General features: G+C 60.7%; 19 protein-coding genes. 1 reads left to right on the top strand and 18 read right to left on the bottom strand.

From position 1 onward, the window contains the following. The first annotated feature begins 220 nt into the window (after positions 1–220). Positions 221–1,222 (top strand): HNH endonuclease signature motif containing protein, encoded by a 1,002-nt coding sequence (locus tag QP324_RS05145; RefSeq protein WP_284814860.1) that lies wholly within the window; start codon positions 221–223, stop codon positions 1,220–1,222. A gap of 75 nt (positions 1,223–1,297) precedes the next feature. Here QP324_RS05145 and QP324_RS05140 read toward each other — a convergent pair whose 3' ends face one another. The 18 genes from QP324_RS05140 to rsmH all read right to left on the bottom strand — a co-directional run bounded on the left by QP324_RS05140 (position 1,298) and on the right by rsmH (position 21,240). Then, positions 1,298–1,519: a hypothetical protein gene (locus QP324_RS05140; RefSeq protein ID WP_049377639.1), complete on the bottom strand. Its 222-nt coding sequence runs from the start codon at positions 1,517–1,519 to the stop codon at positions 1,298–1,300. 99 nt (positions 1,520–1,618) lie between these two features. Continuing rightward, positions 1,619–2,794 (bottom strand): DivIVA domain-containing protein, encoded by a 1,176-nt coding sequence (locus QP324_RS05135; RefSeq protein WP_239278942.1) that lies wholly within the window; start codon positions 2,792–2,794, stop codon positions 1,619–1,621. A 203-nt stretch (positions 2,795–2,997) separates the two neighbouring features. Continuing rightward, positions 2,998–3,291, bottom strand: coding sequence for a YggT family protein (locus QP324_RS05130; protein ID WP_239278943.1), 294 nt, complete (start codon positions 3,289–3,291; stop codon positions 2,998–3,000). Positions 3,292–3,367: 76 nt separating this feature from the next. Continuing rightward, the gene (locus tag QP324_RS05125) at positions 3,368–3,820 is read right to left on the bottom strand and encodes a cell division protein SepF (protein ID WP_005324522.1); all 453 of its coding nucleotides are present in this window, start codon (positions 3,818–3,820) and stop codon (positions 3,368–3,370) included. A gap of 104 nt (positions 3,821–3,924) precedes the next feature. Continuing rightward, entirely contained in the window at positions 3,925–4,623 is a 699-nt protein-coding gene (locus QP324_RS05120) for a YggS family pyridoxal phosphate-dependent enzyme (protein ID WP_284814857.1), read from the bottom strand. Further along, positions 4,623–5,354: a peptidoglycan editing factor PgeF gene (pgeF, locus tag QP324_RS05115; RefSeq protein ID WP_284814855.1), complete on the bottom strand. Its 732-nt coding sequence runs from the start codon at positions 5,352–5,354 to the stop codon at positions 4,623–4,625. Before pgeF ends, QP324_RS05120 begins: the two co-directional genes overlap by 1 nt. A gap of 24 nt (positions 5,355–5,378) precedes the next feature. After that, the gene (gene ftsZ, locus QP324_RS05110; protein ID WP_284768541.1) at positions 5,379–6,698 is read right to left on the bottom strand and encodes a cell division protein FtsZ; all 1,320 of its coding nucleotides are present in this window, start codon (positions 6,696–6,698) and stop codon (positions 5,379–5,381) included. A 313-nt stretch (positions 6,699–7,011) separates the two neighbouring features. Continuing rightward, a complete protein-coding gene (locus tag QP324_RS05105) occupies positions 7,012–7,683 on the bottom strand; it encodes a cell division protein FtsQ/DivIB (protein WP_239278948.1) in 672 nt (223 codons plus the stop codon). Further along, complete coding sequence (gene murC / locus QP324_RS05100) at positions 7,683–9,146, bottom strand: UDP-N-acetylmuramate--L-alanine ligase (protein ID WP_239278950.1); 1,464 nt, start codon at positions 9,144–9,146, stop codon at positions 7,683–7,685. The genes QP324_RS05105 and murC overlap by 1 nt, the downstream gene beginning before the upstream one ends. Further along, positions 9,147–10,247: an undecaprenyldiphospho-muramoylpentapeptide beta-N-acetylglucosaminyltransferase gene (murG, locus tag QP324_RS05095; protein WP_284814852.1), complete on the bottom strand. Its 1,101-nt coding sequence runs from the start codon at positions 10,245–10,247 to the stop codon at positions 9,147–9,149. It lies immediately after the preceding gene. Positions 10,248–10,270: 23 nt separating this feature from the next. Next, positions 10,271–11,665 (bottom strand): FtsW/RodA/SpoVE family cell cycle protein, encoded by a 1,395-nt coding sequence (locus QP324_RS05090; protein ID WP_284814850.1) that lies wholly within the window; start codon positions 11,663–11,665, stop codon positions 10,271–10,273. A gap of 29 nt (positions 11,666–11,694) precedes the next feature. Next, positions 11,695–13,086: a UDP-N-acetylmuramoyl-L-alanine--D-glutamate ligase gene (gene murD / locus QP324_RS05085; RefSeq protein ID WP_284814848.1), complete on the bottom strand. Its 1,392-nt coding sequence runs from the start codon at positions 13,084–13,086 to the stop codon at positions 11,695–11,697. Positions 13,087–13,127: 41 nt separating this feature from the next. After that, complete coding sequence (mraY, locus tag QP324_RS05080) at positions 13,128–14,234, bottom strand: phospho-N-acetylmuramoyl-pentapeptide-transferase (protein WP_239278954.1); 1,107 nt, start codon at positions 14,232–14,234, stop codon at positions 13,128–13,130. A gap of 30 nt (positions 14,235–14,264) precedes the next feature. Beyond that, positions 14,265–15,794, bottom strand: a complete 1,530-nt coding sequence (murF, locus tag QP324_RS05075) for a UDP-N-acetylmuramoyl-tripeptide--D-alanyl-D-alanine ligase (RefSeq protein ID WP_239278955.1) — start codon at positions 15,792–15,794, stop codon at positions 14,265–14,267. A 2-nt stretch (positions 15,795–15,796) separates the two neighbouring features. Beyond that, positions 15,797–17,332, bottom strand: a complete 1,536-nt coding sequence (locus QP324_RS05070) for a UDP-N-acetylmuramoyl-L-alanyl-D-glutamate--2,6-diaminopimelate ligase (RefSeq protein WP_284814846.1) — start codon at positions 17,330–17,332, stop codon at positions 15,797–15,799. Between the two features lie 9 nt (positions 17,333–17,341). Then, positions 17,342–19,210 carry a penicillin-binding protein 2 gene (locus QP324_RS05065; protein ID WP_284814912.1) on the bottom strand — a complete coding sequence of 623 codons (1,869 nt, stop codon included), beginning with the start codon at positions 19,208–19,210 and terminating at the stop codon, positions 17,342–17,344. Positions 19,211–19,408: 198 nt separating this feature from the next. After that, on the bottom strand, positions 19,409–20,203 hold the full coding sequence (locus QP324_RS05060) for a hypothetical protein (protein ID WP_284768531.1): 795 nt from the start codon (positions 20,201–20,203) through the stop codon (positions 19,409–19,411). Beyond that, positions 20,200–21,240, bottom strand: a complete 1,041-nt coding sequence (rsmH, locus tag QP324_RS05055) for a 16S rRNA (cytosine(1402)-N(4))-methyltransferase RsmH (protein ID WP_284814844.1) — start codon at positions 21,238–21,240, stop codon at positions 20,200–20,202. The genes QP324_RS05060 and rsmH overlap by 4 nt, the downstream gene beginning before the upstream one ends. Positions 21,241–21,278 lie beyond the last annotated feature (38 nt).

Below are 21,278 nucleotides of genomic sequence, written 5' to 3'. Positions count from 1 at the left end.
CCCGCAGGCTCCGCTTCGTTTCGGTGAAGGAGTTGACGGTCCCACCCGTTCAGTTCTACTGGGCCACACTGGCTGTTCTTCTGAATTGCTCCCCGGTGATGGCCGGATCACTGCGTGTAGGCCACAGTATAGCGCCCCTGAATCTTCGAGCACAATAAGTTATCCACAGGCTAAAAATTTTCCCTTGTGAGGGCTTGCGGGGGGAAATAAATTGTGAGTCGTGAACGCGCTAGATACTTACCTCGCAGCCATGGCACCCGGGATGGACATCGTCCTCGGGTGCGCAGGCATGTCCGAGGAGGACCTCTGCGCGCGAGGTGCCGCTGAAAAGACGGCCCGCGAGTTGGCATTGCTAAAAGAGGCGTACTGCGGCACGACCAAGTTCACGAGGAAGCGTCGTCGTGCTATCGAAGGTGCTCAGCACAATGGGCATTCCATTGTTGCTCTATCCATCATTGAAAAGTATGCGCGCAAGATGCCCACGCTTTTCGACGCCTGGGTTCTCCGCGAACAACTATGCACCACCAAGGCCACAGCAGCGGCACTAGAAAAGCTGGCGCAATCCAAGGTTCCGAAGAAAAAGCGCAAGGTGAAGCCTGGTATACGCATCATCAGACGCAAGGATGCGCCGTGGACGCTAGCGATCGACGGCTCGTCTTCGTTTATTGCGGATCTTCACGCGGCGGTGGAAAACCAGGATAGGAAGCCGTTAGATGTAGTGGAAGATACGTTTTTCGGAGGAGATACGGCGCAACGAAGCACCGTGGTAACCAATGTCATCGTGCGGCTTGAGGACTACGTGCGCATCGTCAACGGTGATGGCGAGGAAATCACCTTGCAGATGACCAACGGAGCAACGCTTACGGGAGCGCAGTATGTGCGCCGCACGTTAAAGGAGCATGGGCTCATTACCCTGGTGAGCCCCTATGAAGGCGCGGTGAACCTGTACCGCACGGAGCGCTTCGCCAATGCTAAGCAGCGGTTGATGGCGGGCGCGGAAAATCCGGTATGCCCATGGCCGCGGTGCGCTAAGCCTGCCGATGAATGCCAAATTCACCATCTGGAGCCGTGGTTGCACGGTGGATTGACCAATATCGCGAACTTATCCACAGCTTGCGCGTACCACAATGGCGCCAACGATGACGATCCCAATGCCCCTCCGCTGCGCGGGCGACTTGCCCGAACCAACGGACAGATCCGGTGGCAACCGCCCGACTGCTAGAACCCGACTGCGAAATAAGGCGCCTAGTGCGCCTTATTGGCATGCCTGCTACCGAAGGCTTGGGGTCTCGCGGCGTTAGTCCTCGCGAAAGGCTGCGCGCAAAGCCTCCTGCTCAGGCGATTCAGTTGCCTGGGCTTTGTCAGCGCGATGCTTATGCGCCCAGTCCAGGATGAAACACACAAGTCCGAGTCCAGCAGCGGCAAAAACGATATACAACGACCAATCGGCTCCCGAGATAACGAAGTTGACCAAGGCCACGAATGCCACGAGGGCGAGAACTAAAGCGGCAACGAGCACAATGGTTCCTTTCGGTAGGAGCGGGCTAAGACACTACGGTCTAAAACAACAATAGCGCCCCCGCCGCGGTGGCGGGGGCGCTAAGAAGAACGGGGTGGCTTAGTTGTTGCCAGCCTCGCCGTTCGGTGCGGCGGTGCCGCGGGTAGCCAGCTCTTCCAGCTGAGACTCCAGCAGGGTCTTCAGGCGAGTACGGTACTCACGCTCGAAGGTGCGCAGCTCGGAGATGCGAGCCTCCAGTGCGGTCTGCTGCTGCTTGACGGTGTTCATAACCTCGGTGTGCTTGCGCTCGGCATCGGCCTGCAGCGAAGCAGCCTTCTCCTCGGCCTGACGGATTTGTGCTTCGGCACGGGAAGAAGCATCGGACTCGGTCTGCTTTGCCTTAGCCTCAGCGTCAGATACCAGCTTCTTGGAGCGGGAATCTGCATCCTGCAGCTGGGCGTCGTACTTCTTCTGGGCGTCAGCAAGCTGTGCCTTGGAGCGGGAATCGGCGTCGGTCAGCTGCTTCTCGGCGGCGGTGCGCGCCTCGGACAGCATGGACTCGGACTCTGCACGAGCCTCAGAGGTCAGGCGATCTGCCATCTCCTGTGCCAGACCCAGAACGCGGGCAGCCTGCATGTGGGTTTCTGGGGTAGCCAGGCCATCGGCGGTCTGAGCAGCACCAGCGCCTGCGATACCCGCAGCCGCTGCACCAGCCTTGGAAGAACCAGCTGCAGAAGCGGACTTCTTCAGCTCGTCGTTTTCCTTCTTGGAGGCCTCGAGTTCCTTCTTAGCCTGTGCTGCCTCCGCGCGGGCTGCCTCTGCATCCTTCTTCGCCTGAGCAGCCTCCTCGCGGGCTGCCTTCAGGTCTGCAGAAGAGGAAGCAGCAGCGGAGCCAGACGCCTGCGCCTTAGAAGCCTCAGCCTGGGCAGCCTTAACCTGCTCCTGTGCCTTCTTGGTTTCTTCCTTGGCACGGGAAACCTCGGACTTGGAGTCCGCCAGCTTGGTTTCGTACTCGGCGCGCAGCTTGGCCTCAATCTCCTTGCGCAGCGCAGCCTCATCGGTACGGGTGGAAGCCGCAGTTGCGGTACCAGCAGCACCGGCGCCAGCACCCGCCTTGGCCTGGGAGTTCAGATCGCTAACCTGCGCCTGCAGGTCTTCGTTCTCATCCTGCAGCTGGGCAAGGGCGTCCTCTACGAGGTCGAGGAACTGATCCACCTCGTCTTCGTTGTAGCCGCGCTTGCCAATTGGCGGCTTGCTGAACGCGACGTTGTGAACATCAGCTGGTGACAGTGGCATGTCTTCTCTTCCCCTTCAGGTTGGTACAACCCCGGAGCTTCCAGGGCCTTAGGAGTGCGGTTCAGGTCTAACTAAACCTTCCCCACAAAGGTACATGTGGTTCATAATACGGGTTATCGCGATTTATCGTAACCAAACGCCCACAATAATCGACGCCCCGCCGAGTCTCAACGTTTACCACAGGTTTCGAGGCGACGGGGGTGCTAACTCAGGAAAATTATCCGCAAAATCATTGTGAGTATCGAGAGCAAGACGAACAGCACAAGCACCGATACATCAAGCGCTACGCCACCCATTTGCAGAGGCGGGATCAGGCGGCGCAACGCTTTGACCGGCGGATCCGTAATTACAAACAGAGGCTCCGCTACAACCATGAACCAGCGTGGAGGGTTGAACTGCCGCGAGAAGGACTGGATCATTTCAATAATTATGCGAGCGATGAGCACCCACGTATAGATCCGCACGAGCAGGATAAGAATAATTCCGAGTTGTGTCACAATAACCGAGCCTATCGAATAAACCCCCGCAGATGCCCAATCGGCACCCCACGGGGGCTAAGTGAGACCTGCTGCTTTAGCGCAAGCCTGCGGCGCGCTCGAGCTCGTGCTTTGCAATGTCCGCAGACTTAGGCACGATAGAAAAGACCTTGCGCTCGGTGTCCATGCCCTTGGTGAGGTTGAGCATACGACCCTCCAGGCCGAAGCAGAGGCCGGCAGCGAAGTCGATGAAGCGCTTGGCGGTGGCCTTTTCTGCGTCAGTCAGCTCGAAGACAACGGCATCACCGTCACGGAAAGGTTCGCCCACCTTGGCTGCATCATTGAAAGACGTCAGCGAAATAGCCACGATGGTCGGAACGAATTCCTCCTGCACTGGGGCCGGCTCATAGGACTGCGGGGCGCGGCGAGGCGCGTAGGCCGAGGAGCTATTTTCGGAGTAACGCGGCTCCTCGTTGTAGTAGGCATCGTCCTCTTCGATGTCCACCGGGCCCAGCCCGAAGAAATCCTTCGTCTTATCAATGAATGACATTTTTGGGTCTCCCTCTGACCTAAATTTGTACAAGTCTAAACGCGTAAAATGTGTCTGGTGTGACTCATGTGATTTACGCTGTGAAATGCGCTTTTGCGATATTTTTAACCTACTGGTCGCGGTCCCATGATACTGGTTCCGACACGCACGATATCGCTGCCCGCAACAATTGCCTCGGCCAGGTCCGCGCTCATTCCAGCAGACATTTTCAGCGGTCGGTTAAGCTCAGAGGATAGACGATCTACCTCTCCGCGGACGTTTCGAAATACCTCGCCAGCATCGGCATCAAGTGGCGGAACCACCATGAGTCCGGCAAGTTCTAGGTGCTGCGCTTTTTCCACGGCACGCACGAGCTCATCGAGCGCCTCAGGAGAAACACCGCCGCGAGCACCATCACCGTCGGCGGAGACTTGAATAAATACCGGCAAATTGCTTTCACGCTCGCTTCGTTCCTTGGCTAAGGAAACTCCCCGCTCCAGCGCGTGGGCGAGCTTGAGGGAATCAAGCGAATGCACGCTGGCTGCCCATCGGGCTACGTGGTTGGCCTTCTTGGTTTGGATTTGGCCAATCATGTGGAAACGCAGCTGCGGCAGCTCGGTTGCCTTGGCGCGGGCTTCTTGTTCCCGGTTTTCGGCGACGTCGGTAACTCCTAGCTCTGCCAGCAGGGCAATATCGGCAGCTGGGTGAAACTTCGTCACCGGCAACAGCTGCGGTGGTTTTCGCCCTGACTGCGCTGCTAGCCGTTCAATCTCGGCACGGGTGGCCGCTAGGTTTTGTTCTAGCTGTGCCTTTCGGTCTGACATTACTTAGCCTCCAACCAAATTAGTCCAGCCTGGCGGCCGGTGACGCCTTCGCGTCGATAGGAAAAGAAGTCTTCGTCTTCGATGGTGCAGCGCGGGTCGGATTCAATCGCGGTGATACCTAGCCCCATAAGCTGGCGAATCAGCCCTGCGCGCACATCGATGCCCCACGTACCCTTCGACGTCCGTGTCTTGGAGCCGGGCAAGCGACGCTCGACGTCAGTGGCCATTTCCTCGGGCACTTCATAGTTCTTTCCCGAAGCAGCCGGCCCCATAACCACCTGAATGCGCTCGGGCTGTGCGCCAAGCTTCTGCATTTCGCGCACGGTATTGACCACAATGCCGTTGCGGGCGCCAAGGCGGCCGGCGTGGGCGGCGGCGATGACGCCAGCGGCGACGTCGACAAGCAGCACCGGCGTGCAATCCGCAACGAGAACGCCCAAGCCCAAGCGGCGCTGGGTGGTGACAATTGCGTCTGTGGCTGGCACGAGCTCGTCCTGTGGACCATCAACGACGGTGACGGTATTGGTGTGAAGCTGTTCCATCCACACGATATCGTCCAGACCGGTCACGCGCTTCAGGCGCTCGCGGTTAGCGGAAACCGCGTCGGGGTCATCGCCGACGTGGTGCCCCAAGTTAAAGGAATCGTATGGAATAGCAGACGCCCCGCCAGCACGGCTAGTAAAAACCATGCGGACGGGGCGGGTGGTGCGATGTTCCTCGTTTACTGGCATGCACACCAGCGTAGCGCTTTGCGCTTAGCGCATGAAGGAAGGCACGTCCAGATCGTCGTCACCGTCATCGTCACGACGCTGGGACGGGCGGGACAAACGGTAGTCATCGCGGCGCTCCTCGCGGGAGAAACGGTCAGAGTTGGTGAACAGACCGCTAGATTCTGGGCGACGCTCCTCGGCAGGGCGCTGCGGGGTGTAGCGCTCTCGCTCCTGGCCGGCGCGCGGCTCGTAGGAGTGGCGCGGGGAGTAGTCATCCTGTACCGGCTGAGCAGCGGCAGGCTGCGCCGGTGCCGGGGTGACGGGCTCTGCGGCTTCGCGCTGGCGATTGTCAAAAAGGGAGCCCGGCTTGCGCTGTTCCTGCTCAGGCTGCTGCTGCGCAGCGGCCTGGGTCATATTGGCCTCGGCATCGAAACCGGTGGCAATGATGGTGATGCGGATTTCATCGCCCAGGGTGTCATCGATGATGGTACCGAAGATGAGGTTGACGTCTTCGTCAGCGCGCTCTTCCACCATGGAGGCAGCGGCGTTTACTTCGTGCAGGCCAAGATCGGAGCCACCTGCAATGGAAAGCAGCACGCCCTTGGCGCCTTCCATCGTGGATTCCAACAGCGGGGAGTTAATGGCTTGCTCAGCAGCGGTCATGGCGCGGTTATCACCGCGGGCGGAACCGATGCCCATCAGCGCGGAGCCAGCGTCAGACATGACGGAGCGAACGTCCGCAAAGTCGACGTTGATCATGCCCGGAATGGTGATCAGGTTGGTAATACCCTGTACACCATTGTGCAGCACCTCATCGGCAGCGCGGAAAGCCTCGACGATGGAAAGCTCTTCCCCACCGAGCTGCATCAGGCGGTCATTCGGGATGACGATGAGGGTATCGCAGACCTCGCGCAGCTCCTCAATACCGGCCATGGCCTGGCGGGTACGGCGAGCGCCTTCGAACTTGAACGGGCGGGTGACAACACCGACGGTCAGCGCACCCATCTTCTTCGCGATAGACGCCACGACCGGAGCAGCACCGGTGCCGGTGCCGCCACCCTCGCCGGCAGTCACGAAGACCATATCGGAGCCCTCGAGGGCGTCTTCAATTTCGGACTTGTGATCTTCTGCGGAGGTCTTGCCTACCTCAGGGTTAGCGCCGGCACCGAGGCCGCGGGTGGCCTCACGGCCAATGTCGAGCTTGGTGTCTGCATCGGAGAAGATAAGGGCCTGGGAGTCGGTGTTGATGGCGACGAACTGAACACCCTTGAGGCCTTCTTCGATCATGCGGTTGACGGCGTTGACGCCGCCGCCGCCGACGCCGACGACCTTGATATCCGCGAGATTGTTATTGGAAGAGATCATGTGAGTAGGTCTCACCTTTCGCTACTTTAAGTCTGCACGTGCATTAAACGAGGAATGTAATGCGCTCCGCCGAAGGCGAATCGCGTTCCTTTCCATCTTTAACGACAGCGGTGTAATTTTCACGCACATTTTCCGCGTGTCGAGACCCTCAAGTTCCACTTTAGGGTTTCTCACCTGCGGTTTTATAAGTCACACCCGTATCATCCGCCCCATGGTTCAGGTACTAAAAAGAGCCCGTGCAGCGCACACGCCTAAGCGGTGCTGCACGGGCCCACAAGAGCGATAAAAAGCACCTGCGGGGGCACCCGTCGCCCTATCCGCGTGTGGTGACCAACTCAGGGTTGGAAATATTCCACTCGCGGCCTTCCATCTTCAATACTGTGGCAAAGGCATGCGCCTTGTCCTCATCGTTGGAATCGCTGGCACCCCAGAAGACGCGCCGGCCATCTTTAGTGGTGAAAGTCAGCGAGTACTCGCCCGCTACTTCGAGCTTTGCTACTTGGTTGCGGACATCGTCGGAAAGCGCTGCGATCGCCCGCACGGCATCCTGAGTTTGCGGGGAGCCACTATCGACGGAGCCGGTCACCTCAACCGCGCCCGCCGGAGGCTCAGCGGAGGTAAATTCCTCGCCCTTATCATCGATCAGGTAGGGCTTATTATCGCGCTTTACAAACGCCACGGCCTTGTGCTCGGACACGTTGATGGTCAAGGTCGAAGGGAAATCGCGGGAGACTGTCGCCGAATCGACCCAGTCCAATCCAGCAACGCCGGAAGCTGCCTCACGCGCGTTCACGCGTAGCAAATTTTCGCCCTTGGGAACCCCAGAGGCCTCCTCCACCTGTGCGGGATCAAGCTGGTGGACACCTTCCACCTGAAAATTGCGTACCTTCAGGACGGGAACTGTCCACATCACGGCGGCCGCTATGAGGGCCACAGCGACAATTGCGGCGATGACCCCAGCGATGAGCTTTGCGGATACACGCACTAGCTTGCCCGCAATTCATCGAGGATTTCTGCTGCCACCATGGTTACCGAGCCAGCACCAATGGTCAGCACCACATCGCCCGGCTCCACCACCGACACGACGTCGCGGGCAGCGGCGGAAAAATCCGGCTCGAAGATGACCTGCATATCAGCGGGCATCTTATCGGTAATGATGCGAGAGGTAATTCCCTCCACGGGCTGTTCGCGGGCGCCGTAGATGTCGAGTACTACGGCGGCGTCGGCAAGCGAGAGTGCTTGGGCAAACTCGGCGTCGAATTCCATGGTACGTGAGTACAGGTGCGGCTGGAAGCAGGCGATGACGCGCCCGCCGTGGCCTTCAGCCTCGACCTTGGCGCGTGCGGCCCGCAGCACTGCCGCAACCTCGGTGGGATGGTGGGCATAGTCATCAAAGACCCGCACGGGTTTGCCCTGCTTGTCGACGCTCCCCCGGTACTCAAAGCGCCGGCGCACACCGCTAAAGACAGCCAATCCCTCGGCGATGGCAGCCGGGGCGCCGCCGGAGAGCACACCGGCGATCAAGGCACCCATGGAATTGAGCACCATGTGGTGGCCTGGGATCTGCAGCTCGTAGCGCACGGTTTCAGAAACGCCAGGAAGGTCGAGCTTGACGGTGGTGTCCATGCCTTCCGCGGTGGTCTCTTCGCGGACCAGCTCGGCGGCCAGCGGCACGGTAGAGGTAAAAGACTTCTCCGGCGAGCCGTAGGCCACGACGTTGATCCCGCGCTCCAGCGCCCGCTCGCCAGCCCGGGCAGCGTGCTCGTCTTCGGCGCACACAACGAGGTAGCCGGTCTCCGGGGTGACCAAATCAGCAAAGTCATCGAAGACTTGGATATACGCTTCCTCGCTGTGGAAGAAGTCGAGGTGATCGGGCTCGATGGTGGTGAGGACCGCAACGTCGGGGCTATAGCGCAGCAGGGAGGCATCGGATTCATCGGCCTCGGCAACGAAAGCTTCCCCGGTGCCACCGTGGGCATTGGTACCCGCGCGATTGAGCTGGCCGCCGATGGCAAAGGAAGGATCGAGACCAGCGTGCTGCATCGCGCTCACGGTCATCGACGTGGTGGAGGTTTTGCCATGGGTGCCAGCCAGCAACACCTGCTTGTGGCCTTCCATCAAGGCGGCGAGCAGATCGGAGCGGCGAATTACCGGGATTTCGTTATCCTTTGCGGCCACTAGCTCCGGGTTGTCTTGGGGAATGGCGGCAAAAGAAGTAACCACGACGGTGGGCAGTTCACCAGACAGTCGCAGGTTATCCGCGGCGTGACCGATGGCGACCTTGGCGCCCATGGTGCGCAACACCTCAACCGGGGTGGAGTCTTTGACATCGGAACCTGTGACCACTCCGCCGCGAGCGGCGAGGATTCGCGCGAGCCCTGACATGCCGGAACCACCAATGCCGATGAGGTGGACGCGGCGCAGATCGTAGTGTGCGGGATCAGTCATTTACTTATCCTTCCTTCCAGCCGCGTCTTCGGCCTCGGATACGCGGGCGGCGATGCGGTCTGCGATGGAATTTGCCACGTCTCCGGCGCTGGCATGGGCGGCGGCGTGCGTCATCGACTCGAGGCGTTGCGGGTCATCGAGAATGCCGCGTACCTCGGAGATGAGTCGCTCTGCGGTCAGCTCCGCATCCGGAATCTGGATGGCGGCGCCTGCCTCGACCACCTCGCGGGAATTGAGCGCCTGTTCGCCATTGCCGTGCGGCAGCGGAACGTAGATGGCCGGCAGGCCTGCGGCGGATACTTCGGCAACGGTCATCGCGCCGGAGCGGCACACGACGAGGTCGGCTACCGCAAGTGCGGAGCCCATGTCCTCGATATACGGCAGTGCGGCGTAGTTCGGGTGTTCTGCGGGCGGGTCATTCTTCTTGCCATAGGCGTGCAGGAGCTGGAAGTCCTGCGCCAAGTCCTCCACCGCTCCAGCAACGGCGCGGTTGATGCTGGCCGCGCCTTGGGAGCCGCCGGTGATGAGAATGGTGGGAAGCTCGGCCAAGTTCCACTTGGTGCGCGCGTCTGCGGCCAGGTTGCCATTCGGGTCCTCCGCCAGGCTCGGGCGAACGGGGATGCCAACGACCTCGCCCGGCATGCCAGAATCCGGGTGGGCGTTGAGCCCAATGCCACCCATCTTCACGCCGAGCTTATTGGCCATTCCAGCCAAGGCATTGGTCTCAAGAACATAGAACGGGATACCGAGGGACCGCGCAGCAATATAAGCCGGCCCGGCCACGTAGCCGCCGGTGCCGAAGACGACATCCGCCTCGACGTCCTTGAGTATCTGCTTGGCCTCTCCCACCGCGCGGGAGAGGTTGAACGGTAGCTTGAAGAGCTGCGCGTTGACCTTGCGCGGGATTGGCACGGGGGTTATCAGGCTAAGGTCCACGCCGCGTGCGGGAATGATATCGCGCTCGAGGCCCTTTTCGGTACCGAGAGCGGTGATGCGTGCGCCGTGGCGCTCGCGCAAAGCTTCGCCCACGGCGAGGGCGGGTTCAATGTGTCCGGCGGTGCCGCCACCTGCGATGACGACGGAAATAGGCGTGGAATTCATAGCCTAAAGGCTACCAGCGCCACCTAGCGATAGCGGCGCTCGGCGCGCGGATAGCGGCGGCCGCTTCCGGTCACGGGGCGGCCAAAGCGCTCCTCGCGCACGCGGGATCGCGGCTCCTGCGGACGAGCGTGACGGCCCTTCTTCTTCGGCTTCGGCACCGGTTGCGGCTCGCCGATGAAAAGGAGGCGGTCGAACAGCGGGCGGCCAAAGTTCTGCATGGCGGAAATCTGCATCGGCTCATGACGCGCCACATTGCACAGAATGCCCATCGAGCCAATCGTGATGATAGCCGCGGTACCGCCGGCAGAAATCATGGGCAGCTGAATACCGGTCACCGGCAGCAAACCAATGACGTAGCCGATATTCACGAAGGCCTGCGTAACCACACCGATGGTCAGCGTTGCGGCGAGCAGGGACTGGAACTGGTTCTGCGCCCGCATTGCGGTGCGCAGGCCCACATAGCCCAACGCGGCGAATAGCACGATGACGAGCGCACCGCCCCACCAGCCGAGTTCCTCGCCCACGATGGCGAAAATAAAGTCATTCTTCGCCTCGGGAAGGTAGAACCACTTGGCACGGGATTGGCCGATGCCTACGCCCCAGAAGCCGCCGTCGGCAAGCGAGAGAAAGCCCTGATAGGACTGGAAACCCGTACCTTGAGTATCGGAGATATTGCCCACTAGGGCGTCGAAATAGGTGTGGAAGCGGTTGGAGCGGAAGCCGCCAGAAAGGAAGATAAACAGCAAACCACACACGGCTGCGACGCCGATGGTCGCGGGGACGCGCCAGTCGACGCCCGCGAAAATCAGGGTGAAGACAACCACGAGGGCAAAGGACAAAGCCATGCCCAAATCGCCCTGAAAGACGATGAGCAAGAACATAACGCCGGCAATGAGGGAGTACATCATGAAGGGATCCGTCACCTTCATGGATTTGTGCTCCTTATCCGCCAACACGGTGGCACCAAACATGCCTACGGCGACGCGGGCAAGCTCCGAGGGCTGCAGGGAGAACGGTCCCAAGTAAATCCAGGACTGGGAACCTACCTCCTCGCGGCCGGTGCCCACGCCGGGGATCAGCACGGCGATGAGCAAAATGATGGACAAGCCCACAATCCACGGCACGCATTTGCGCAGGGTATGCGGCGACACCTTGAGACCAAACCAAAAGGCAACGAGGCCCAAGAACACCATCACGCACTGGCGCAATGCCTGGTTCCATACTCCGCCGTCCTCGGTCAGGGAGGTAGCCATGGAGGAAGAAAAGACCATGAGCACGCCGATGCCCACGAGGAAAAAGATGATTAGGCGCAGCAGCTGGTAATCAAGGCCTGCTTCCTGGCGGGCGCGCTCGCGCAGCTCGCGAACGCGGTCGCCAAAACTCTTGGAGCGCGGGCGCTGCTGGGAGGTGGCCGTCATGTGTTCTCCTGATCCTTAAATCTATAGCTCTAGTTGCGGGTAAGCTCCCGCGCGGCCGCGGCGAATACATCACCGCGTTGAGCCATGCCGGTATACATATCCAACGATGCCGCAGCCGGCGCCAAAAGAACGGTATCCCCGGCGTCGGCGTGTTGCAGTGCAGCCTCCACCGCAGCATTCATGGCTGCACAAGGCTCCTGCGTCTCGATGACGTCCACCAGGGCATGCGGCGCGTGCGCCGCGAGGGCCCGGGCTACCTCTTCCCTATCCACGCCTAGGACTACCGCGGCCTTGATGTGGGCGGCGTGCTTGGCGACGAGCCCGTCTACCTCCGCGCCCTTCAACTGCCCGCCGGCAATCCAGACCACGGAATTGAGCCCCTTGAGCGCCGCATCCGCCGCGTGCGGGTTGGTGGCCTTGGAATTATCGATGAACGTAATGCCGGAATGCTCATGGACCACAGCGCCGCGGTGCCCGGCGACGGTATATGCGGCCAACCCCTGCGCAATGGATTCCGGGGTGGCGCCTGCCAGACGCGCGACGCTGGCTGCGGCCGCAGCGTCCAGAACTCCTGCCAGGCCGGCGGGCTCAATGCCCTCTGCGGACGCGAGATCCTCACGCTTCCCGTCAAGCCGCGAGACAAGACGGCCGGCACTTACGCCCACCTCTCCCTGTGTAGGTTCAGCGGCAGTAAAGCGGAAGAGGTCTGCGGTATCCGCGGCGTAGTGAACCGCCTCGGCGTCATCCTTGCCCACCACAGCGACTTCACCGGAGAGCACCTTAGCCTTCGCGCGGGCATAGGCATCGAACGATCCATGCCAATCCAGGTGGTCATCAGCCAAATTCAGTAGCACGCCCACATCCGGGCGCAGGTGGCTGGACCAATGCAACTGGAAAGAAGATAGCTCGGCGCAGAGAACGTCGACGCGAGGGGTGGCCGTGAGGGCGTCGAAAAGCGAAACGCCGATATTGCCCACCGCCAGTGCGCGCTTGCCGGTGCGCTTGGCATCTGCCTGCATAATCTGGGCCAACATACCCGTAGTGGTGGTTTTGCCGTTGGTTCCGGTAACTACCAGCCAGGTACGCGGCGCGCCGAAGACGCTCGCACGATCCAGGCGATACGCCAGCTCCACGTCACCGATGACCTCTACCCCAGCGCCCTGGAGGGCGACCAACAAGGGCGAATCGGGACGCCAGCCCGGCGAAGTAACCACCAGGTCAAAATCGCCTTGGGCGGCAGAATCGACGGAGACGGTTGCTACCCCGTACTCCTCCGCCAATTCCGCCAGCGCGGTCTGGTTGGAATCTGCCACGGTGGTATCCACCCCGAGGCTTGCCAGCATAGCGACGCAACCGCGCCCCGATACTCCCGCCCCGGCCACGAGCACTCGCCCGCGCAACGAGGATGGCAACTCGGTCATCTCTATTCCTCTTTCCTCGATAAAGCTAAAAGGCGTGAGTCTTAGGAGGCAAAGCCGACGGCAGACAGCCAGTCGCCGTAGAAGATGCATACGCCGGCAATAGCGGCCATGGCGCTCAGCAGCCAGAAGCGGGTGACTACGGCGGTCTCGGCCCAGCCACCATTTTCAAAGTGGTGGTGGATGGGCGCCATACGGAAGAAGCGCTTACCGGTGCTGCGGAAGACGATGATCTGGATAACCACGGAGACCGTCTCAATCACGAAGATAGCGCCGATGATGATCATGAGCAGCTCGGTGCGAGTGGTCACCGATAGGCCGGCGACGAGGCCACCGAGTGCTAGCGAACCGGTATCGCCCATGAAGATCTTTGCCGGTGCGGCATTCCACCACAAAAAGCCCAAGCAACCGCCCAGACCAGCTGCAGCCAGCACGGCCAAGTCGAGCGGATCGCGAACCTCATAGCACCCTGCCGCTGGCGACACGGCGCAAGAGTTGCGGAACTGCCAGAAGGAAATCAGAGCATAGGCACCCATCACCATCGCGGTAGTGCCCGCGGCCAAGCCGTCGAGTCCGTCGGTGAGGTTTACGGCGTTTGACCACGCAGCAATGAGTAGGTAGAGAAAGACCAAGAAAACAATGGTCCCGATGACCGCGCCGCCCACGGCGATGTCGAAGGTATCAAAATCGCGGACGAAGGAAAGGTTGGTAGACGCTGGGGTCAATCCATGTGCATCTGGGAACTGCAGCGCCAGGATGCCGAAGATGAGCGCCACGGCCAGCTGACCTACCAGCTTGGCGGTCTTGTTCAGGCCGAGGTTGCGCTTTTTGAATAGCTTGATGAAGTCATCGGCAAACCCCAGACCGCCAAGGCCCATCGTGAGGAAGTAGACCAAGAGACCGGAGGGGCTAAAACCACCGTTACCGGTCACGCGGGCGTAAATTCCCACCACGAGGTAGGCCACGGTGATGGCCAGCAAAATCGCCAGTCCGCCCATGGTGGGGGTGCCGCGCTTGCGCAGGTGCAGCTGCGGTCCGTCCTCGCGGATTTCTTGTCCCTTGCCTACCCCGGAAAAGTAGCGCACCAACATGGGAGTGGTAAAGATCGCGACGAGGAAGCTGAGGATGCCCGCGATAATGATCTGAGTCATTGCTAAAGGTCTTTCTCCTTGTACTGAGGACTAACGGCGATTGAGCTGTTCTGCCACGCGCCACAGGCGCTGGGCATTCGATGACTTGATAAGGACTACATCTTTGGCCTCGCGCCCCGTCCAATCTTCGATGCCGGCAGGCGCTACCCTAATGATGTCTTCGACCGCCGCCGCAGCGGCGTCAACATCCGGGCTGATAGTAGTATTTATACCCCGCGCCTGTGCGGCCTCAACCATGGCCCTCATATTATCGTTGTCTCCCACGGCCACGAGGTGGTCAACGTGGTATTTGGAAAGCACTTCTCCCAATGCACGGTGGGCGGCCACTGCTTCTCCTCCGAGCTCGCCCATCTCACCGAGCACGGCGATGGCGCGGGCATCCGGTCGGGCGGCCGAGGTATAGGCCAGCGCCGCAATGGCCGCGTGCATGGAATCGGGGTTGGCGTTATAGGAATCGTCGATGGTGGTTACTCCATCGCGGCGGGTACGCACGTCCATGCGGTGTTCCGAGGCATTCTGGTGTCCGGATAGCGCGTTAGCTACCACCTGCGGGTCCATGCCCGATTCGATGGCAGCCGCGGCCGCTGCCAAAGCGTTAGAGACCTGGTGCTTGCCAAAGACCTGCAGCTTTACCGGAAGCGGGTCCGTTCCCGGCGCATGCAGCACAAACGAGGGGCGGGCGACGTCATCGAGCTGGATATCGCTGGCGTAGTACTGGGCGTCGGAAGCTGGCGGCTTATTGGCCGAGTAGTAGACGACCTTGGCCGAAGTGCGCGGCGCCATGCCGGCGACGAAGGGATCATCGGCATTGAGTACGGCGACGCCGCCCTCAGCGGCCGAGGGCAATGCTTCCACGAGCTCGCCTTTGGCTTGGGCGATATTCTCGCGTGAGCCGAACTCACCCAGGTGAGCGGTACCAACGTTGAGTACCACGCCGACGGTGGGCGCGGTAATGGTGGTCAGGTGGCGAATATGTCCGATGCCGCGGGCAGACATTTCGGCAACCAGGAAGCGAGTGTGTTCATCGCAGCGCAACGCGGTATACGGCAGGCCGACCTCGTTATTAAAGGAGCCGGGAGGAGCGACGGTGTCACCCTCAGCGCGGAAAATCGTGGCCAGTAGGTCCTTGGTGGAGGTCTTTCCGGCCGAGCCGGTTACGCCCACGATGTCTAGGCCTTGCTCGGCGGTCAAGCGGCGGGTGACCTCCCGCGCAATATCGGATAACGCCTGCACCACCGCGGCGGCCGAGCCGTCCTCGTCGTGGGCATAGATATCCGCGTTGGCGGCATCACCGGTAACGCGGCCTTGGGGCTTGACGACGACCGCCGGAACCCCCACCGGCCGCGCAGCTAGCACCGCCACTGCGCCCTGCTCGATGGCCTTTGCTGCATAGTCGTGGCCATCCACACGGGCACCGGGCAAGGCAAGGAAAAGCCCGCCTTTTGTTACCTTTCGGGAATCGAATTCGATGAACCCGGTAACGCGCTGGTCTGGGTCAGACACGCAATCGAGGCTGCCCCCGGTGATTTCGGCAATATCGGCAATAGAAAGTGGAATCATGTCTACTCCTTCGCATTCCCAAGGGTATCGCGGTGCGGGGTTCCGGCCAGCTTTTCCTCGATGGCGCGGGCCATTTCCTCGCGGTCATCAAAGTGCAAGGTTGTGCCGTTCACGAGCTGTCCCACTTCGTGGCCCTTGCCTACGACGATGACGGCATCGCCCGGCTCGGCCCAATCGACGACCTCATCGATGGCACGGGCGCGGGAGCCTACCTCGCGGATATCGCCCTCCGGGGAGGCGTCACGTGCGCCCGCCATCACCGCCGCGCGAATGGTGGCAGGGTCTTCGGAGCGCGGGTTGTCATCGGTAACCACGGTAAGGTCAGCGCGGCTGGCTGCGACTGCGCCCATGATGGGGCGCTTGGAGCTATCACGGTCTCCGCCGGCGCCGACGACGATGCCGACGCGGCCCGTGGTTCCTTCCAGCTGGCCGCGCAAGGTGTCGAGCACCGCTGCGATGGCCGCCGGCTTATGCGCATAGTCCACTACGGCTACAAAGTCTTGGCCGCGGTCGATGCGCTCCATGCGGCCGGGGACTGCGACCTTCTCCACTCCCGACAGGAACTCCGCCGGATCCTCTCCTACCGCGGTGGCCATGCCGAGTGCTAAGCAAGCATTGGCGATATTGAACTCGCCAGGCAGCGGCAGCCGGAAGGTGAAATCAGCGCCGTCATAATTCAGGGCTACCTCCTGGGCACCGGTGGCCTCAGTGGCGGTTTGGCGCGCGCTAATCGTGGCCGCAGCGCCCTGGGTGGCAACCGTAGTCACTGGGTGGTCGGTGCTCTTGGCGACGCCGCGCATGCGCTCGCCCCACTCATCATCGATGCAGAGGACGGCCCGCTCGGCCGCCTGTTCCCCAGCAAAAAGCTTCGCCTTAGCCTGGAAGTAGTCCTCCATGGTGGGGTGAAAATCGAGGTGGTCTTGGCTCAGGTTCGTAAACCCACCTACCGCAAACCGAGTTCCGCGCACACGTCCCAGCTCCAGCGCATGCGAGGATACTTCCATCACCACATGGGTAACGCCCTCGTTCTTCATGCGTGCGAAAAGCTCTTGCAAGGTCGGCGCCTCAGGCGTGGTGAGCGAGGTGGGAACCGGCGTGCGGTTGATTCGGGTACCGGTGGTTCCGATAAGGCCCACAAAATGCCCGGCGTGGAGTAGGCCGGCCTCCAGCAGGTAGCTGGTGGTGGTCTTGCCGGAGGTGCCGGTAACGCCGATGACCGTCAGGTCACGGGTGGGGTGGCCATAAATCTCGGCGGAGATTGGGCCGAGCACGGCACGAATATCCTCCACCACCACGATGGGGCGGGTTTCCTGGGCCTCGGTAAGCAGGGCGAGCCCAGCGGCGTCGGTAAGCACGGCTCCTGCCTTGGTGTCGCGAGCGAACTGCGCGCCGTGGACGCGCGTGCCCGGCAAGGCAGCAAAGAGCGCGCCTTCCGGCAAACGGGAAGAATCCAGCCCGCACGCGGCGACCTCCACGGAGGCATCACCAATGACGCGGCCGCCAGAAAGCTGGGCGAGAGTATCCAAAGAAACGGTCATACTAAGCTCCTATTGTGCCCGCAGGGTCAGCCGCGGTGCTGGTTTCGATGTCGGAATATTGTCACGATTAAGTAGCCACGAGGCGATATCACGGAAGATAGGTGCCGCCGACTGGCCGCCGCCTCCATTGTCCTCCACGCCGGACTTAGGCTCATCCAGCATGACGGCAACAACGAAGCGCGGATCATCGGCGGGTGCGACGCCGGCAAAGGTGATCCAATAGGCGGAATTCGAATACGCCCCGGTATTTGGGTCCACCTTCTGGGCCGTACCGGTCTTGCCAGAAAGCTGATAACCCTTAAGCTGCGCATTGCCGGCCGTACCGTTTTGCAGGCCTGCATCATCGTCTTGGAAGACGGCGCGGAACATATCCACCGTAGTCTTGGCGGTCTCCGGGCTTACCACCTGGTTCTTTTCCGGTTCCTCTAGCTTTTCGTCCTTGCCATCCGGCCCCTTGACCGAGTCAATGATGCGCGGCTCGATACGCTCGCCACCATTGGCCAACGCTTGATACACGCTGGCCATCTGCAAGGTGGTCCACGACTGGCCCTGACCAATAGGCAGGTTAGCGAAGGTGCCGCCGGACCATTGCTCCAAGTCCGGCACGCTACCGGCCGATTCATTCGGCAGCTCAACGCCGGTGGTATTGCCCAACCCAAACTTCTTGAGGTACTCGGCGTACTTTTCCTGGCCCAATTTATCGGCGATCATCAAGGTGCCGACGTTGGAGGATTTACCAAAGATGCCGGTGGTCGTATACGGCTCGGTGCCGTGCTCCCATGCATCGTTGACCGTCACGCCCGCCATATCGATGGAGCCGGGGACCTGATGCACCTCATCCGGGGTGGTCACACCCTCCTGCAGTGCAGCAGCCGCGGTAACCACCTTGGCTACAGAACCCGGCTCATAAGGATGGGAGACGCTGCGGTTTTCAAAGTCCTTGCCTTCATCGAGCTGATCCTCAACATTCTTATTGGGATCCACGGTATCGGTATTGGCCATGGCAAGCACCTGGCCGGTGGCAGCATCGAGGACCACTGCTTCCGCACCAGAAGCCTTGGAGTTGGCCTTAGCCTTCTCCAACTTTTGCTGAACGTAAGTCTGCAGGTCCAGATCCAAAGTGAGGGTGACGTCGCGACCATCAACGGTATCCACGACGTCGCGCAGCGTGCCTGGAATTACCTGGCCATCCGCGGATACGTCCTCGGTGGACTGGCCGTCAATGCCGGTAAGTTCCGTATCGCGCGCGGCCTCGAAACCGAACTGTCCATGGCCATCCATCGACACCTTGCCCACAACGTTTTCACCAATGGCACCGTTGGGATATTGGCGGATGTCTTGGCGGTCCGCTGCCACTCCGTGGTACTTATTGGCGATCTCTACGGCAACATCCGGATCGACATTGCGCACCAGTACCTCATACTGGGTATCGGCTTTGAGCTTATTGAGGATGTCGTCCTTATCCACCTTGGAGGTCGAGGCGCCGGAATCCTCAATCAGCTTCGGGATTCCCTCAGACATGTCCTTGAGGGTCTCCTCCATCTTCTTGGTGAGGAAGCTATCCAGCTTTTTATCATCCATGCCCTCGGTCGAGCCATCTTTTTGGGCCTCGATCTCGGCCTTGTCTTTTAGCTCATCGCGCAGGCGGGTCGGCGAGACGGTCAAGGAACGAGACTTCATCGTGTAGGCCAAGCGCTGGCCATCGCGGTCTAAGATCTCTCCCCTCCGGGCCGGCTCAATATAGACGCGCTCACGCTGGGTGACGGCTTTGGCGGAAAGATCCGGGCCCCACACAAGCTGCACCCACGCCAAGCGGCCAGCGAGGACGACCATCGCCACGAGCACCACGGATACGATGATGCGCAGGCGTTTGCGCATCATTTTCTTTTGCGGCACCGCGGAGCTGGCAGAGCGGCGCGGGCGGCGCCTAGCCTTACTTGGCGTAGTCACAGTCCAGTGTCACCTTCCCTATTTCCGCCACAATTTCTTGCGTGTATTGATTGTGCCCTACAAAAGTGAGAATGCCCGCGCCACCACGCGCGAGCATCATCTTTTTCACCGATTATTCTTCCCTAGCTACTCGGCGCGGCTGGCATACGGCGCACGGGCCGGAAGGTTGGGTCGCGCATTGTTCTGGGCGGCATCAGCTTCGCCGGCCTCACGATCGGAATTACGGTCGGCATCGCCACCATTGCTGGTGCGCTGCTGTCCCTGTGGCACGGCATTGAGGGAATCCGACATCCCCTCCGTATCCTTTGGGTCGCTGGAAGCCTGGCCCGGGCGGATTGGTTCACCGTTGACATCAATGAGCTTTTCGGTATCCGGGGTGCCTTCGCGCTTGTCGACGATCTTTCCATCGCCGCCAACTTCCGCAATACCCGGCTGCTTAGGAATAGCCATTCCCATTTCATCCGCGCGGCGCGCAATATCAGCAGAAGAGCTGAGATTTTCCGCATCGCGGTTGAGGGTCTCAATCTGGTTATCCAGTTGGGAATCCTGCACGGTGAGCTGCTGGATGGCAAAGGTTTGCTTGGTAGACAGACCAGACAGCCACATGGCCAAGGCCACACCGACGATAAGCAGGGTGAGGGAAATGACGCCCAACCGGGTAAGGAGCCCGTTCTTCTTCGTTTGCGGCTGCAGCTGGCGTCCGCGGAAGCTCACTACTTGCTTCGAACCTAGGCGCTTCGTGCTGCGGTGCGGCACGCGAGTGCGGCTCGGAGCACGCTTAGTGCTGGGACGCTCGCGCAGCGCCGTCGGGGCTCCGGTATCGATTCCGGTGGTGAAGTCTCGGCTGGCGCCCATGGTGCGAGTGGCCTCTCTGTCGCGGCTGTCAGTCTTTAGGTGGTTGCGGCGTGGGATGGTGCTCATTGCCTGCCTCCCGGCGGTAGAAATTCTGGCATTCCCTCGAGCCTTTCGATGGCACGAACACGCACCGACGCGGCTCGCGAATTTTCCGTAACTTCCTCTTCAGAGGCCTTTTCCGCCCCGCGCGTAACGATCTTGAACTTCGGCGCGGTGCCCGGCAGATCCATCGGCAATCCAGCCGGCGTCTTGGAAGTGGTCAGTTCTTTGAAAGCTGCTTTAACGATGCGGTCTTCCAAAGATTGATAGCTCATGAATACGGCACGGCCACCTTCCGAAAGTGCCTGGGTTATGACCGGCAGGACATTTTCGATAGCCTCCAACTCGCGATTGACCTCAACCCGCAGCGCCTGGAAGGTGCGCTTGGCGGGGTGCCCTCCGGTACGGCGGGTCGCAGCGGGAATGACATCATATAGCAGCTCAACGAGCCGCGCGGAGTTCTCGAAAGGCTCCTTGTCGCGCTCTTTCAACACGGCGGAGGCAATTTTTCCCGCGAAACGCTCATCACCGTAGGTTTTGAGGACGCGAGCCAAGTCACCGTGCGAATAGGTATTGAGTACATCCGCCGCAGTGATCCCCTGCGAAGGATCCATGCGCATATCTAGCGGCGCATCCGCTTTATAAGCGAATCCGCGGTCAGCTTGGTCTAGCTGCATCGAGGAAACACCAAGGTCAAAGAGCGCGCCGGCAATGCCTACGGTGCGGGCCGAATCAAAGATATCGCCCTCCCCTTCCGCGATGGCGCTGCCCAGCTCATCGAATCGTGCATTAACGCCGACGAAGCGATCGCCGTAGGGCGCAAGACGTTCGGATGCATTGCGCAACGCCTGCTTATCGCGGTCAACGCCAATGACTCGAGCTTTGGGGAAAGATTCCAGGAAGTAGCGGGTATGGCCGCCGGCACCCAAGGTGGCGTCGACAAGCACTGCCTTATCCCCCGCCGCTTCTACCTGGGGGCGCAGGAGATCGGACATGCGCTCGCGCATGACTGGCACGTGGCCGTGGTTATCCGACACGTCATAATTTAGGTCTTTGGTAGCCATGTCTCCCCGCAACCCCCTTTCTCAAATTTCCTGACTTC

The organism is Corynebacterium sp. UMB0012 (assembly GCF_030216265.1).
Taxonomy (GTDB): Bacteria; Actinomycetota; Actinomycetes; order Mycobacteriales; family Mycobacteriaceae; genus Corynebacterium.
The sequence above is the reverse complement of the archived record's forward strand: the minus strand, read 5'-3'. Positions and strand labels throughout refer to the sequence as shown.

Coding starts and splice junctions, on each gene's coding strand:
- pgeF (WP_284814855.1), bottom strand. CDS start 5,354: ATGCCAGTAAACGAGGAACATCGCACCACCCGCCCCGTCCGCATGGTT.
- murG (WP_284814852.1), bottom strand. CDS start 10,247: ATGAATTCCACGCCTATTTCCGTCGTCATCGCAGGTGGCGGCACCGCC.
- QP324_RS05135 (WP_239278942.1), bottom strand. CDS start 2,794: ATGCCACTGTCACCAGCTGATGTTCACAACGTCGCGTTCAGCAAGCCG.
- QP324_RS05065 (WP_284814912.1), bottom strand. CDS start 19,210: ATGCGCAAACGCCTGCGCATCATCGTATCCGTGGTGCTCGTGGCGATG.
- ftsZ (WP_284768541.1), bottom strand. CDS start 6,698: ATGATCTCTTCCAATAACAATCTCGCGGATATCAAGGTCGTCGGCGTC.
- rsmH (WP_284814844.1), bottom strand. CDS start 21,240: ATGGCTACCAAAGACCTAAATTATGACGTGTCGGATAACCACGGCCAC.
- QP324_RS05125 (WP_005324522.1), bottom strand. CDS start 3,820: ATGTCATTCATTGATAAGACGAAGGATTTCTTCGGGCTGGGCCCGGTG.
- QP324_RS05090 (WP_284814850.1), bottom strand. CDS start 11,665: ATGACGGCCACCTCCCAGCAGCGCCCGCGCTCCAAGAGTTTTGGCGAC.
- QP324_RS05120 (WP_284814857.1), bottom strand. CDS start 4,623: ATGTCAGACCGAAAGGCACAGCTAGAACAAAACCTAGCGGCCACCCGT.
- mraY (WP_239278954.1), bottom strand. CDS start 14,234: ATGACTCAGATCATTATCGCGGGCATCCTCAGCTTCCTCGTCGCGATC.
- QP324_RS05060 (WP_284768531.1), bottom strand. CDS start 20,203: ATGAGCACCATCCCACGCCGCAACCACCTAAAGACTGACAGCCGCGAC.
- murC (WP_239278950.1), bottom strand. CDS start 9,146: ATGACTGATCCCGCACACTACGATCTGCGCCGCGTCCACCTCATCGGC.
- QP324_RS05070 (WP_284814846.1), bottom strand. CDS start 17,332: ATGACCGTTTCTTTGGATACTCTCGCCCAGCTTTCTGGCGGCCGCGTC.
- murD (WP_284814848.1), bottom strand. CDS start 13,086: ATGACCGAGTTGCCATCCTCGTTGCGCGGGCGAGTGCTCGTGGCCGGG.
- murF (WP_239278955.1), bottom strand. CDS start 15,794: ATGATTCCACTTTCTATTGCCGATATTGCCGAAATCACCGGGGGCAGC.